Origin of the sequence: Streptomyces sp. NRRL WC-3618 (genome assembly GCF_001280005.1) — a bacterium.
Classification (GTDB): Bacteria; Actinomycetota; Actinomycetes; order Streptomycetales; family Streptomycetaceae; genus Streptomyces.
Genome location: NZ_LGDW01000081.1, coordinates 1 through 14,370, shown reverse-complemented (window position 1 = coordinate 14,370; position 14,370 = coordinate 1). Strand labels below are relative to the sequence as shown.

8 protein-coding genes and 4 pseudogenes are annotated in these 14,370 nt (G+C 68.1%); 8 read left to right on the top strand and 4 right to left on the bottom strand.

Going from position 1 to position 14,370, the window contains the following annotated elements:
• A partial coding sequence (locus ADL01_RS41690; RefSeq protein ID WP_420719702.1) for a serine hydrolase occupies positions 1–138 on the bottom strand: 138 nt, incomplete at its 3' end.
• Between ADL01_RS41690 and ADL01_RS47720 the strand changes: the two are divergent.
• Together ADL01_RS47720 and ADL01_RS10945 are read left to right on the top strand one after the other, a co-directional pair.
• A pseudogene (locus tag ADL01_RS47720) lies at positions 132–500 on the top strand (IS5/IS1182 family transposase); the annotation flags it as partial. The gene ADL01_RS41690 and the pseudogene ADL01_RS47720 overlap by 7 nt on opposite strands.
• Entirely contained in the window at positions 483–1,619 is a 1,137-nt protein-coding gene (locus ADL01_RS10945; RefSeq protein WP_078960445.1) for a bifunctional aminoglycoside phosphotransferase/ATP-binding protein, read from the top strand. The pseudogene ADL01_RS47720 and the gene ADL01_RS10945, both read left to right, overlap by 18 nt.
• 436 nt (positions 1,620–2,055) lie before the next feature.
• Here the strand turns inward: ADL01_RS10945 and ADL01_RS46000 are convergent.
• A pseudogene (locus tag ADL01_RS46000) lies at positions 2,056–2,322 on the bottom strand (alcohol dehydrogenase); the annotation flags it as partial.
• Between the two features lie 187 nt (positions 2,323–2,509).
• Here ADL01_RS46000 and ADL01_RS10940 point away from each other — a divergent pair.
• Positions 2,510–3,175 carry a DUF4389 domain-containing protein gene (locus tag ADL01_RS10940; protein ID WP_053741738.1) on the top strand — a complete coding sequence of 222 codons (666 nt, stop codon included), beginning with the start codon at positions 2,510–2,512 and terminating at the stop codon, positions 3,173–3,175.
• An 880-nt stretch (positions 3,176–4,055) separates the two neighbouring features.
• Here the strand turns inward: ADL01_RS10940 and ADL01_RS10935 are convergent.
• Together ADL01_RS10935 and ADL01_RS45995 are read right to left on the bottom strand one after the other, a co-directional pair.
• Complete coding sequence (locus ADL01_RS10935) at positions 4,056–6,374, bottom strand: NACHT domain-containing protein (RefSeq protein ID WP_159049497.1); 2,319 nt, start codon at positions 6,372–6,374, stop codon at positions 4,056–4,058.
• A gap of 628 nt (positions 6,375–7,002) precedes the next feature.
• The gene (locus tag ADL01_RS45995) at positions 7,003–8,319 is read right to left on the bottom strand and encodes an ice-binding family protein (RefSeq protein ID WP_063783499.1); all 1,317 of its coding nucleotides are present in this window, start codon (positions 8,317–8,319) and stop codon (positions 7,003–7,005) included.
• 672 nt (positions 8,320–8,991) lie between these two features.
• On the opposite strand from ADL01_RS45995, the gene ADL01_RS10925 reads away from it, so the two are divergent.
• From ADL01_RS10925 to ADL01_RS10905, 5 genes and pseudogenes are all read left to right on the top strand, one after another.
• Positions 8,992–9,735, top strand: coding sequence for an IPT/TIG domain-containing protein (locus ADL01_RS10925; protein ID WP_053741736.1), 744 nt, complete (start codon positions 8,992–8,994; stop codon positions 9,733–9,735).
• A 209-nt stretch (positions 9,736–9,944) separates the two neighbouring features.
• Complete coding sequence (locus ADL01_RS10920; RefSeq protein WP_063783498.1) at positions 9,945–11,000, top strand: IPT/TIG domain-containing protein; 1,056 nt, start codon at positions 9,945–9,947, stop codon at positions 10,998–11,000.
• A 300-nt stretch (positions 11,001–11,300) separates the two neighbouring features.
• Entirely contained in the window at positions 11,301–11,792 is a 492-nt protein-coding gene (locus ADL01_RS41670) for an Ig-like domain-containing protein (protein ID WP_234354585.1), read from the top strand.
• A gap of 235 nt (positions 11,793–12,027) precedes the next feature.
• A pseudogene (locus ADL01_RS10910) lies at positions 12,028–13,150 on the top strand (IS1380 family transposase); the annotation flags it as partial.
• A 1-nt stretch (position 13,151) separates the two neighbouring features.
• Positions 13,152–14,370, top strand: a pseudogene (locus tag ADL01_RS10905) (IS110 family transposase); the annotation flags it as partial.

The following is a 14,370-nucleotide window of genomic DNA, read 5'->3' as shown; positions in this document are numbered from 1 at the left end:
AGTGCGGACAACCTTCAGGGACGCCAGTTCTGGCAGCCAGCGCGCGATCGGCGCGTCCAGGGTGAGCACACCGTCGTCGACGAGCGCCAGCACCGCGGCAGCGGTCACGGGCTTGGTGACCGAGGAGAGCCGGAACATACAGGATCCTGCGAGCTGTCCAGGCGGATGCCGACGTGGAGGGCCGGATCGACTGGAGTGTGGTGAGCGTCGACTCCACCGTGTGCCGTGCCCACCAGCACGCGGCCGAGGCCCATCACCGGCCAGCACGGATACCAGGGCACAGCAGTCGACCCCTCCAGCATCGGTCCGATGAGGCGGTGGGCCGCTCACACGGCGGTTTCTCCACCAAGATTCATCTGACATGTGACGGCGGCTGCCGTCCGCTGAGTATCTTGATTACGCCGGGGCAGTGGGGAGACGCACCCCAGCTGATCCCGGTCGTCACCCGCATCCCGCGCGCTGCCCCGTCGCCGTCGTCCCCCATGACTGAACCGAACCACGGCGGGGAGCCGGCGAAGACGGTGCATCGGGCCGACGCGTCCGTTCTCCGCACCGGCCCCGACGCTCCGTCGCTTCCCCGCGCGGAGGTATGCGAGACCCACACCGCGGTCGTGTTGTTCGTCGGCGACCGCGCCTACAAGGTGAAGAAACCGGTCGATCTGGAGTTCCTGGACTACACCACCGTCGCGGCTCGACGGGCCGCGTGTGAGCGGGAAGTCGCGCTCAACCGTCGTTTCGCCCCCGATGTCTATCTGGGCGTGGGGGAACTCCGAAGCCCTGACACGGGCGTGCCCAAGCCCCTCGTGGTGATGCGTCGCATGCCGTCGGCGCGCCGCCTGTCACGGCTGGTTCGGGGCGGGGCCCCCGTCGACGATGTCCTGCGCGCCGTCGCCCGGCAGCTCGCCACGCGTCACGCGGACGCGCCCCGCAGCCGGGAGGTGGACGAACAGGGCACCAGCGACGCGTTGTTGTCGCGCTGGGCAGCGAGCTTCGCACAGGTCCGCGCGATGGCCGACGACGGTCTGCCGCTCGACGGCGTCGGGGAGGTCGGGGAGGTCGAGCGATTGGTGCGCCGCTATCTCTCCGGCCGCAAGCGTCTCTTCGACGCCCGCATCGGGCAGGGCCGGGTCGTGGACGGCCACGGCGACCTGCTCGCCGACGACATCTTCTGTCTCGACGACGGCCCCCGCGTCCTGGACTGCCTGGAGTTCGACGACCGCCTGCGCCACGTCGACGGCCTCGACGACGCCGCCTTCGCGGCCCTCCTCGATCGTGCGTCCACCCTGCTGTCTGCCGGTGAGTCCGTCGTCCTGGACGCCACCTGGTCCCATCCGGCACAGCGCGAAGCCGCCCAGCATGCGGCCGAGCGCACCAGCGCCGACCTCGTGGCTGTGTACTGCCGGGTGCCGGGCGACGTATCGGCGGCCCGGCTGAGCACCCGCGCTCCCGACGCCGACCTCGACGTGGCCACCGCCATGGCAACTGCGGAGCCGTCGTGGCCAGAGGCCGTCACAAGCAGCCCCCTGGAGGCCGCGGTCGTCCAGGCGCTGGCAGCCGTACGACCGTACGGCGCCGACCAGGCCCCGGTCTTCCGCCGCCCCTACATGGAGCCCGACTGAGCACACTGGAGAGCGCGACGGCCCGGTTGCCTCCCATCCCCTTCAGGGCGACGGTGGAGAGGGGGCAGCGAGGGAGTGGCAACCATGCGGGCCACCACGTGCGTACAGGGGACGGCGCGTTCGGCGATCACTGCGTTGGGACCGTATCGAGTCAGACGCGCCGCCTCCTCATGGCTGAGGCCGGTGTCACCGGCGGCTGACGACGGAGCGGTGTCGGTCCGGTGAGGTGACACGGTTTCTCCTGTCCGTTTCCGGTTCATTCGTCGGAGCAGCCGGAAACACCCGCGGCGAGCACCTGTCCGGCGGCCCAGCGCCGCCGGACCGCGTCGTCATGCTCACTCTGTGCCGCCTCGCCAGATCGGCCTCCGCAAGTCCGTCGTCAGCAGCAGGATGCGGTGCCGCCGCAGCGCACGGCTGTGGACCTTCGCTTTCTCCGTTATGACGCCCGGGCCGTCAGGGCATCGTGCTGCTCCCCGCCGAGAACGACCTTGAACGCACCGGTGTCACCGACCCGGGAGAAGACATCGTATGCCTCCTCCATATGGTCCAGCGGGAATGGGTGACCATGGACGCCGCAGACAGACGGCCGGCGGCCAGCATGCATGGGAGTGGAGTGCGTGTCGACCAGGCCGGTGGTGATCGTCACGTTCTTGATCCACAGGTCTTCCAGGGCTGGTGGGGCCCTTCGGGCCGAGCGACCCACCGCACCGTGCGTCCGGCAGCTTTATCGCGCTCGGTTATGGCGGCCCCGGATACCGCTTGTGCACCGGGGACCAGCCGATAGGCCACCGGAACGGACCCGTCTGCCCTCGCGAGCCAGGGCGGAAGCAGCCAGGCTGGTCATGAGCCCGCCCGGCGACGCATACGCCGGAGGGAGGGAGCTGATCACCATGACGACGCCAGTGGTATTCCACGACCGCCCGGTCCAGGTGAACGCGCGTATCGACTCGCCACTGTCCCGATGGCTATGGCTCGTGAAGTGGCTTCTCGCCATTCCGCACTACGTGGTGCTGTTCTTCCTCTGGATCGCTTTCACCGTGGTGACCGTGATCGCGTTCTTCGCCATCCTGTTCACCGAGCGCTATCCCCGTGCCCTGTTCGACTTCAGCCTAGGAGTGTTGCGCTGGAGTTGGCGGGTCTCGTATTACTCGTACGACGCCCTGGGCACCGACCGGTATCCGCCGTTCAGCCTGGGCGAGGAACCGGACTACCCGGCACGGCTGGACATCGCCTATCCGGAGCGGCTCTCCCGCGGCCTGGTGCTGGTGAAGTGGTGGCTCCTGGCCATCCCGCACTACATGGTCATCGGCTTCTTCCTCGGCGGCGCCCATCTCGGTTGGTGGTCCGGTGGTCTGATCGCCCTGCTGACGGTCATCGCGGCCGTGATCCTGGCCTTCACCGAGAAGTATCCGAAGGATCTGTTCGACCTGATCATCGGCCTCAACCGGTGGGTCCTGCGCGTCACCGCCTACGCCGCCCTGATGACGGACAAGTACCCACCATTCCGCCTGGACCAAGGCGGCTCGGAGACGACCGCTCCGGAAGAGCGGACGTGATCACCGCGCTGGTGGCCGCATTCTCGATCGTGCACGGGCTGTTGCAGCCCACTCTCCAGGACGGCACCGCATGAGCCCCGCGCCCGACGAACGCGACCGTATCCGCGCGGCCAAGGCCCGCATCCTGCAGGGAACCGCGCAGCATTCCAACGGCGCGCTGACGATCGTCACCCTGGCCCAGGAAGCGGGCGTACCCGGCAACGCACTCACCCAGCGTCACCGGGACCTCAAAAGCGAGTTTTACGCGCAGGTCAGGGCTGGTGGGCAGATGCCGGACTCCGAGGTCCGCCTGCGCCGGCAGCTCGTCAAACTGAGGGGGCTCCGCGCCAAGGTCGCCACGGAACTGGCGCAACCGCGGACCGACGTCGATCACCTTGTCCGCGCCGTCAACCGACTGGCAGTGGAGAACCGCCGACTGCGCGGCGCCCTGTCGCAGCCCAGCTCCCCGGCAGGAAGACGTGACGGTGGCGCTGGCGGTGCCGATGACGTACGCGCCGCGGGACCCACGCCTGACGCGTTCCCGAAACGGAGGAGAGGCGTTCCAGGGGGCGAGGGAGACGAGCCGCTGACCTGCGGCTCAGTAATTTTCCGCAAGGCCCGGCGAGTTTCGGCAGTGATCGGCTCATCGGCGCAAGACGGGGCGAGACGGGTACGGGTCTCCGCCTCCGGCTTCTGGGCATCTGCGCGCGGGTTCGCCTCAGAGCTGGTCGTCGGCCGTGGATCAGGCCGACGTCTGTTCCCACTCGCGCTCGAACCAGGGGGATCTGCGGCATGGGGCAGCCCGTTGGCCCGCAGGGTGCGGGCGTGCACAGCCGAATGGGTGACGGTGCTGCCTCTCAGTGCTTCAAGATCAACGCATTGCCCCTTTGACCTATCTCGGTCACACCCCTGGTTGGGGGCCCTCGTTGTCCGTGTCCGGGGGGATCTGGCGGGCATCGTGGGCCGGTTCACCGGCCAAGCGCCGCTGGAGGTCGACGTGGCGGAACTGGTACAGGCCAGCGACTTGGCGCAGTACCCCCCGCTCGTGGGCGTCGGAGAGAAAGCCCATCAGGTCACGGGGCAATCCGCATCTGAGCGTCAGATACCAGCGCGTCACCGTGAAAGGCAGCCATGCAGATCGATACGGCATGTCTGCAGCGACGTACATTATGGCCACCACGAGCCCGACTGTCGCCCCGCTGATCGCCCCTCTGACCACTGCCCCGGTGAAGTCTTGTGAGAGTGGGTTCCAAGCTGCGGAGACGGCACCTGCTGTGATCATGCCCGCTGTGACGGCTGTGAAGATGCCCCGCAGGAAGGATCGTCGATCGCGGGCCAAGAGGCTGGCTGGATCCCCGGCTTTCGTCACGTCGGCCGCAGCCGGTCGCACACCCCCGAGAATTACTCCCCCTATCGCGATCGGAAAACCAACACCAATCCCGACGGAGACGCCGACAACGGCGGCAACCGCAGTGCCAACGGCTAACCCAACCGCGGCAGCGAGAAGAACCCCCCTGCTGGCGATCGACCATCCCACCGCGTTCAGCGGGGCCGATTCCCGAGACCAGATTCGGGAGCTGCCCGACAGGGGGACCCGGGTGGCGATCACGCCGGCGGAGCCGATCGCGAACACCACGGCCAGGACGAACCCTGCGGACCCCATGGCGACAACGCCCACGGCCAGGTCTGCCCATGAGCCGCCAGTCATCCTGCTGACCAGTCCGTACGTGACGCCGCCGGCGCACGCGCCAACCACGCTGACCGGGATCAAGACGGTCATGGCAGCGATGGTCCACACGAACAGGGCAGTCGGACTTCGTGGCAGGGTAAGCGGTAATCGCCACCAGGCCAGGTCGGGTGTCCCGCGTAGATCGTGATCTAGATGGCGGGCGAAGAACGTCAACGCCCGCTTGGCCTGGTCGACCGGGAATGGCGGGGCCGCGCCTGGGACAAGCGGCCGATAGGCGGCTGGAACGAAGGCGTCGAACAAATGGCACTCGAGCGCCGCCCGGTCGGGAAAGAGGGCAGGATCGCAGAGAACGGCGGGAACGGGCACCACCACGTCGCGATCGGTGCCCGGGCGAGGGTTGTAGATGGTCCGGGCCAGAAACAGCATGAGCGGCGTGCGCAGGGTCAGCCCCACCGGCGAATCAGCACCCAGCTGTTGGATAACCGGCTCCCAACGGCGGAGCGCGGAGGCATCATCGCCGGCATCCCGCACGAGGTAGGAGGCGATAACAGCAGCATCCAGCGGCTGCAGTTCGATACCCGCCGCCCCGGCAAGCTTGATCGAAATACGCCCGTCGGAAGCTGCGGCTTCCCGGTACTCGCACGTGCGGCTCGAGACGACCACGCCCTGCCCGGGCGTAAGCGAACGGTTGATGGCATCGAGCGCGGCCGACCGCGATAGGGCGGGCAGCTCGTCAAGCCCGTCGAGGACCGGCAGGATCATGCGCTGATCCAATAGCGCACGACCGCGAGTCACCGAGCCGCGGCCCCCTGGCGCGGACACCGGCTGCTCCAGCCCCGGATAGTCACGGACCAGGCAGGAGGCCATCCACTCGTACAGCCCCTGTCCGAACGGATTCCACGAACCCAGGGAAAAGATGACCGGCACCGGCCGACCGGCCTCACCGGCGCGCCAGTCGATCAGCCCCTCGGCCAACTTGACCAGCAGCATGGTCTTGCCGGCGCCCGGCTCGCCGAGCACCACCAATCGCCGGGTCGGCACGCGTGCGGTGAAGACCTCAAGGATCTGGGACCAGTCACCACTCAGACCGTCCGCCCCGTGCGTCCACCCAACCGAGTCGCCAGCCGGTCCCTCAGGCCACGCCCGCGCGATGGACGTGAGCAGCGGCCAAGCCTCAACCAGATCATCGGGGGCAGACCGCCACGAAACCGCGAGCGCATAGGGATCGTTGAGCCGCCGCAGGCGCGCCTCGTCCTGCCACTGCGCCCTCACTGCGAGGGAGAGGTCATCCGCGATGCGCGCGAGATCCTCTCCGCTGCCCGCCTCCGAGTGATCCGCGCGGAACGTGGCCCAGGCCAGATAAAGGCCAGGCGCCGCAAGCAGCACAGCCGCAGCAGTCGCGGCCACACCCAAGTGGAAGTAGTGCGCAAGAAACACGGCCCCGCCAGCGCCGAAGATCGTCAACGCCAAATAGACCAACCCGACGTAGCCGCGCGCGTCCCGCCCCCCAGTCGCCATGCCGATCATCATGGCGCGCGCCAAAGCCCAGCCACACCGGAACTGCCGGACGTTCGTTAAAACCGTCCACAATCTCCCAGAAGCTCCTCATCACCTCGGACAAGAACAAGGGCAACTCCCCTCCGCCGTCACCGCGTACCACGTCCTCACCGACGTCCCATTCGCGCTCCAGGGCCAACCCGAACCGCAGGCGGCCTCCATGCTCCAACCGCGCGCGGATTCCGCGTTTCCGGCAACGGCGTGATGATTGCCGTCACGACGCGTAAGTCTTCACTCTGTGCTGAGCCCCTCTGTCCCTCACGTGCCTCAGAACTCCTCGGCGGGCTAACCTCAGGCTTTCACGAGGGGTGTCGTCCAGCAGGTGGTCGAGAAAGCATAAAGCACCCTTGAGCTGGAACGATAGGACTTGCTGAGGGCCCAGTTCGTGGTAGCGGAAGAGACACTTCCCGGGTGAAGAAGAGGAGCGGGCCCTACCCGCCTGTCCGTGTAGGGAGCGGCTGTCGCGCGTGGTTGCCCAGGCTGCTGAGCCGACCGCGAAGCCGTGCCTTGTCTCGTGGCACAGCATGCTCCAGCCTCAGCGGGACAGTGGCGCAGCCCGAGGGTGACGTGCCTACGGCGGGCACCCGGGCAGGCGTGGTCATTACCAGGGGCGGGTGATGGCGTTGGTGTCGAGAGTGACCGAGCCATTGATGGCCAGGGCCTGTCCGTGGATGGTTACGCCGGCGTTCACGGTGATAGATGTCAGGGCCAGGATCCTGCCCGTGAAGGCGGTGTCGGTGCCGAGAGTGGCTGAGCTTCCGATGTGCCAGATCACGTTCCTGGCCGTGGCGCCGTTGATGAGGAGTACGCGGCTGGCCGTTGCCGTGGTCAAGGTGGATCCGATTTGGAAGAGCCATTCCGCGTTGCGGTCGCCCTGGGCGTCCAGGGTGAGCGTGCCGGTGAGAGCGAGGGATGTGGGGGCGTGGTAGACGCCGGGGGTCAGCGTCAGGCCGCCGACGTCTCCGGAAATGTCGGCGTCCGGGAGCTGGGCGACGACGGCGTTGTAGGTGGCGATGAGATCGGCGTGAGCCTGAAGGGCATCAGAGTCGCTGATGTGTATGGTGCCGTGAACCTGACCGGGCGGGAATCCGGTGACGGACGTTCCCGGGCTCGCCCCGAGGTCCCCGGTGACTTCGGAGGAGCCGGTGTTGGTGACCGACGCGCCGCCCAGCACCGCGAAGCGTCCCAGATAGGTGTACGCGTCCGAAGCGGTCACCGTGCCGCCGAGAGTGATGACGGAGACGTCGACCAGGCCGAGGTCTCCCGCTGGGAGCAGGGCGTGGATCTCCGTGTCGGAGGCGATCCGCCAGGAGAGGGCGGGCGTGCCACCGAAGGTGACGCCAGTGGTGTAGGAGAAGGCGGTTCCGGTGATGACGACGAGATTGCCCCCGTCAACCGGCCCTTTGTCCGGGGTGAGGACAGTGATGGACGGCGAGTCGAGATAGGTGTAGACCACCCCGCCGGCGGTTCCGCCCCTGGTTCGTACGGTGATCGTCACCGGACCCGCGGAGGCAGCCGCGGGGACGGTGACGGTGAGTTGACCGTCGGAGTCGACGGTGAAGGCGGCGGCCTGCGCACCGAAGAGGACCTCGTACGTGGTGTAGAGGCCGAGGCCGGTGAGGGTCGCCGTGTTGCCGCCGGCCAAGGGGCCGGCGGGAGGCGGAGCGAGGCGGAAGAAGGGTGGTGGCAGATAGTAGAAACTGCCGACGACGCCGGTTCCGCCGGGGGTGGTGACCGAGACCGGAACGGCGCCGTGGCCGGAGGGGGTGACGGTGGCGGTGGTGGAGTCGCCGAGCACCGTGAAACTCGCAGCCCGGCGGGTGCCGTAGAGCACGCTGGCGGTGCCGGTGAAGTGGCTGCCGGTGAGCGTCACCGCGTCGCCCCCACCCGTGGATCCCTGGTTCGGTATGACCGCCATGGGGTGCTCCCTGAGTCTGTCGGCCGATCGGCGGGCTGCGTCGTCGGCCGGTCCCTGCACCGATGACCGCAGTGGTTCCCCTCTTCGGAGTAGCCCACTGCCCACGCGACGTGACAAGAGTGGGGGGCATATGTCACCCGAAAGAGGTACGTGTTCGCAGGCGCGTATCCAGCCGCCACTGCGGTGCCGCGCGGCGATCATTTCCGCGTCAGAACACGGCCGTTCGCTGGGCCCCGGCTTCGTCACCGCAACACTCTCGGGTGTTGCAATGAATTGACATATGAACAGATTTTCGTCAATACGCCGCCGGTACGCCCCGTTTTCACACCGTGGCGCTCACCTGGACGGCTGAATCTATGACGAAAGCCTTGTCGGCCTGTCACTCTGCTGGGTTGATGCTCATGTCCGTAACAGCGGCATTCGAGTCCGCAAACAGATGCAGGCAAGCCCTTGATCAGGCGGCAGCTGACGCCTGACAGGTCGTGATTCTCGACAGGCCCTGCGCACAGCGCCGACGGCTGCAGACCGTCGACCAGGCATCGGCGCAAGGCCATCGAGACGCCACTTGGCCAGTGGACACGAGAGCCGGCTCGCTCTCATCCGGGACGTAAGCGGACCGACATCCCATCACTGCTCGGCAATGTACCGCATTCCGAGCGAGGAGGAACACTCATGCCTATCAGCCCGAACCAAGGATCCAGCGGCGGCGGCACAACCGTCACGATCACCGGCACCAGCCTCAGCGGCACCACAGCTGTGCGCTTCGGTACCCGACTCGCCACCTCCGTCACCAACGTCTCGCCCACCACGGTCACTGCGGTCTCCCCCTCCGGCACCGGAGCGGTCGGCGTCACCGTGACCACCCCGGGAGGGACGAGCAACCCGATCCCGTTCTACTACGTCGGGGCGCCGTTCAAGCAGTCCCTCAGCCCGTCCTTCGGGTCGACCGCGGGCGGCGACGTCATCACCATCAACGGCACCGGATTCTCCAGTGCCACCAGCGTCTCCTTCGGTGCCAACACCGCGGTGCCGACGGTGGTGTCCGACAGCAAGCTCACGGTCGTCGCACCGGCCGGTGCGGCCGGCTCGGTCGGCGTCAGCGTCACCACGGCCGGCGGCACCAACAACGGGCTCTCATACACCTACGTCGCCGCGCCGACGGTGACGGCGGTCGTCCCGGCAGAGGGACCGGAGTCCGGCGGCACCGCGGTGACCCTGACCGGCACCGGCTTCACCAGCACCAACCAGGTCACCTTCGACGGCAACCCGGCACCGTTCACCGTGATCTCCGACACCTCGGTGTCGGCCGTCACGCCTCCCGGCACCGGTGGTCCCGTCGATGTCGTCGTGACCAACGACGCAGGCAGCGCGATCCTCGCGGACGCGTTCACCTACATCGCCGGCCCCGGCATCTGACCGCCCCTCAGCGGCCGGCCCCTCAGCGGCCGGCCCGTCCGGAGCGGACGCCATAGCCCACCAGGGCCCGTCCGCCCCAAGCCCCCGGCCCGGAAACCCCACCCTGGGCCGGGGGCCCCACTGCCCGCCCGCCAGGAGGCCGAGGCAGGGCAGCCCGTCAGCTCTCTCTTCGGCCCTCCCGGGCCCGCCCGACACTCTACGGAGACACCGTGAAAGACAGCGCACCCGCGGCAGGAGCGGTCCGGCCCACCGCCGTCATCGCCGCCGTTCCCGTTCTCACCTCGGTCGTACCCGGTACGGGCCCTGCGGCAGGCAGCAACAACGTCGTCCTGAACGGCAGCGGTTTCGTCGGAATCACCGCTGTCATGTTCGGCACCAAAGCAGCCCTCGGCTACACGGTCGACTCCTCGACGCAGATCACCGCGGTAGCCCCGTCCGGAACCGGCACCGTTGCCGTGACCGTCAAAAACCCCAGCGGAACCAGCAACGCGGTCTCTTATGCCTACGCGGCACAACCCTCCCTGACCACCGTGTCGCCGAGCCAGGGGCCGTCTTCGGGCGGCACCACCGTGATCCTCACCGGGACCGGCCTCACCGGGGCCACGGCCGTCACCTTCGGCAGCACACCCGCCACCAGCTACACCGTCAACTCCCCCACCCAGATCACCGCCGTCGCCCCCGCGGGAACAAGTGCCGTACCCGTCACCGTCACCACGCCCGGCGGTACGACCGGTCCCGTCTACTTCTTCTACCTCAACGCGCCCACCGTCACCACCGTGTCGCCGAGCCAGGGACCGTCTTCGGGCGCCACCACCGTCGTCCTCAGCGGGGCCAACCTCACCGGGGCGACGGCTGTCACCTTCGGCAGCACACCCGCCACCAGCTACACCGTCAACTCCGCCACCCAGATCACCGCCGTCGCCCCCGCAGGAGCGGGCTCCGTCGCCGTGACCGTCACCGGCCCGGGCGGCATCAGCAACTCCGTCATCTACACCTACGTGACTTCACCGGTCCTCAGCTCCCTCACCCCCGCACAGGGGCCCACCGACGCCGGAGCCGGCGTCACTCTCACCGGCAGTGGCCTGGCCACCACGATCGCCGTCCACTTCGGTGCCGCACCCGCGGCCTTCAACGTGCTGTCCGACACCACGGTTGCGGCGATCGCCCCAGCGGGGGCTCCCGGCCCCGTTTCCGTCAACGTGACCACGATCGGCGGCACCAGCAGCTCCCTCACCTACACGCGTGTCGCCGCTCCCCTGATCTAGATCCGCTCTCGCAACCCTTCGGGCAACACGGGCCGTGACCTCTCCCCCAAAGGTCCTCCGCCGGCTCTCGCTCCTGGTCCGCACGACTGCTTCGACGCCGGGCGAGCCTGCCGACATACGAAGGGAGCGTTGCGCACAGCCGTCCCGCTGGGAACCGTGCTCCCCGCTCCCCCGCACCTCTGGCCCAAGCGGGTTGACTAGTCCCAAACATCAACGAAATATGGCAAACCCAGGCGTAACGTGACCCTCCTCGTCCAGTCGTGGCAGATCTCCGCCCTGACCGATCAAGGAGTCGAAACCGTGAGACGTTGGCAAGACCGAAGAATGTGGAAGACCGGCACCATCCTGGCGCTGGCCGCCGTCGTGAGCCTCGCTTCACCGGCAGCGGCAGCCGTCGACTCGACGACGACGGTCACGGCGTCACCCCCAGCGGCAAACGTCGGGGTATCCGTGACACTGACCGCGACCGTCACCTGTGCGGACGATCCCACTGGAGGTCTCGGCGTGACGTTCTTCGACGGGGGCGACCTCCTGGACACCGTGCCCGTCAGCACCAACGGACAAGCGGAGCACACCACATCCTTCACCACCACCGGCACTCACACCATCACGGCCGCATACAACGGGAACGACAACTGCTTCGCTTCGAGCAACACGACCACCGTCGTGGTCTCAGCGGTGCCCGTACCCGTCCCCCCCACGCCACCTGCGAACGGGTTCTGCCTTCTCGCCTGCGGCGGCCTGATCGGTTTCACGGTCGGCGACATCAACAACAACATCGAAGTGCACTGACTCTCCTGACGGCTCAGCGGCACTGACCCGGCAAGGGCACGCGTTCTCTCCTGCTGCGCAGGACACTACGCCGGACACCTTTCCACCTGCAGTAAGTACGGCAACGTGACGTCCACCTCACGGTCACCGCAGGCAAGGGCTAACCTCGCGCTTTCATGAGTGTCCATGCCTTGATCAAATAAACGGAGAGTTGCTCGTGACCTGCAACGATGGGACTTGTCTAGGATCCTGTTGGTTGCACGGAAAGAAGCACTCTCGGCGTATCGGGTTGTACCCGCGTGTCCGCGCCGGGGGCGGTGGCCGCGGGACGGTCTCGCAGGCCGGGGCGGTGCTGCTGGTCGAGACGGTCCGCAAGGTGGGCCTGGACGGGGCGATATCGGCGGCACTGTCGCCGTGGCGCAAGCCCCGGGCCATGCACGACCCGGGCAAGGTCCTGCTGGATGTCGCGCTCGCAACAGCTCTGGGCGGGGACTGCCTCGCCGATGTCGCCATGCTGCGGGCCGAGCCCGACGTGTTCGGCCCGGTGGCGTCCGACCCCACGGTCTCCCGGCTCATCGACGCCCTGGCCGCAGCCGGACCGAAGGCACTCCCAGCAATCCGGTCAGCGCGGGCCGAAGTGCGTTCGCGCGACTGGGAGTTGGCCGGGGCGGACGGTCCGGCCGCCGACGGGCAGGTGACCGTGGACATCGACGGCGTGCTCGTCCTCGCCCACTCCGACAAGCAGGACGCCACCGCGACCTGGAAGAAGACCTACGGCCATCACCCTCTCGTCGCGTTCGCCGACCACGGCCAGGCCGGGTCCGGGGAACCGGTGGCCGCGCTGCTGCGGCCCGGCAACGCAGGCTCCAACACCGCGAGCGATCACATCACCACCACTGGGCTCGCCCTGGCCCAACTCCCCGGACACCTGCGGCGGGGACGGCAGACACTGATCCGCACCGACTCCGCCGGCGGCACCCACGCCTTCCCCGACTGGCTCTCCCGGCGGGGACGGTGGCTGTCGTATTCCGTCGGCACGACCATCACCGACACCATCCACCAGGCCGTCCACCTGAAGATCCCGAAGAAGGCATGGACACCCGCCTACGACGCCGGCGGCACCGAGCGGGCCAGCGCCTGGGTCGCGGAGATCACCGACATGCCCGACCTGAGCACCTGGCCCACGGGCATGCGGCTGATCGTCCGCAAGGAACGGCCGCACCCCGGCGCCCAGTTGCGCTTCACCGACCTCGACGGACTGCGGCTGACCTGCTTCGCAACCAACACCAAGGGCGGCCAGCTCGCCGACCTCGAACTGCGTCACCGCCGCCGGGCCCGCTGCGTGGACCGCATCCGAAAACGCCCGCGACACCGGCCTGCGTGAGAGCGTTCGGTGGCATCGACTGGGCCAGCGACCATCACGACGTCGCCCTCGTCAACAGGACGGAGCCCTACTGGCCAAAGCCCGCATCAGCGACGACCTCACGGGCCTGCAACAGCTGCTCGACCTGCTCACCGAACACGGTGACAGCGAGAAAACACCGATCCCCGTGGCGATCGAGACCTCCCGCGGCCTCTTGGTGGCCTGCCTCCGCGCAACGAAGCGCCCCGTCTACGCGATCAACCCGATGGCCGCCGCCCGCTATCGCGAACGGCACGCGGTCACCCGCAAGAAGTCCGACCAACTCGACGCGATGGTCCTGGCGAACATCCTGCGCACGGACACCGCAGCCCACCGCCCGTTGCCGGAAGACTCCGAGCTCGTCCAGGCCATCGCCGTGCTGGCCCGGGCCCAGCAGGACGCCGTCTGGGACCGAACACAGGCCGGCAACAAGCTCCGCTCCCACCTGCGCGAGTACTTCCCAGCCTCCCTGACCGCCACCCAGCCGCTGCGGGATGGACTGTGTTCGCCGATCGCCCGCACCATTTTGGCCACAGCTCCGACCCCGGCCCGGGCGGCTGCTCTCACCCGAGCCCAGCTGCGATCTCTGATCAAGAAGGCCGGGCGCAAACGCAGCATCGAGGCCGAAACCGAGCGGCTCCATGCCGCCCTGCACGCCCCGCAGATGCACCAACTCCCGTTGGTCGAACAGGCAATGGAACTCCAGACGGCGACCTTACTGCGCAAGCTGGAGGCCGCCTGCACCAGCGCGGACGAGCTCGCCGAAGCTGCGGTGGAGACCTTTGAGAAGCACCCCGACGCCGAGATCATTACCAGCTTTCCAGGGCTCGGCGCACTGACCGGCGCCCGAGTGCTTGCCGAAATCGGCGACGACCGATCCCGCTTCGCCGACGCCAAAGCCCTGAAGGCATACGCCGGGGCCGCACCAGTCACACGAGCGTCCGGCAAGAGCGTCACGGTCATGGCTCGCCGGGTCAAGAACCAGCGCCTGGCCTCCGTCGGCTACGTATGGGCATTCTCCGCCCTGACCGCCTCACCCGGCGCCAAGACCCACTATGACCGGCGACGCAACGACGGAGACCGCCACACCGCGGCCCAGCGCAACCTTTTCAACCGCATGATCGGCTGCCTCCACCACTGCCTCACCAAACGCATCCGCTACAACGAAGCGACCGCCTTCCCCGCCTCAGCGGACCA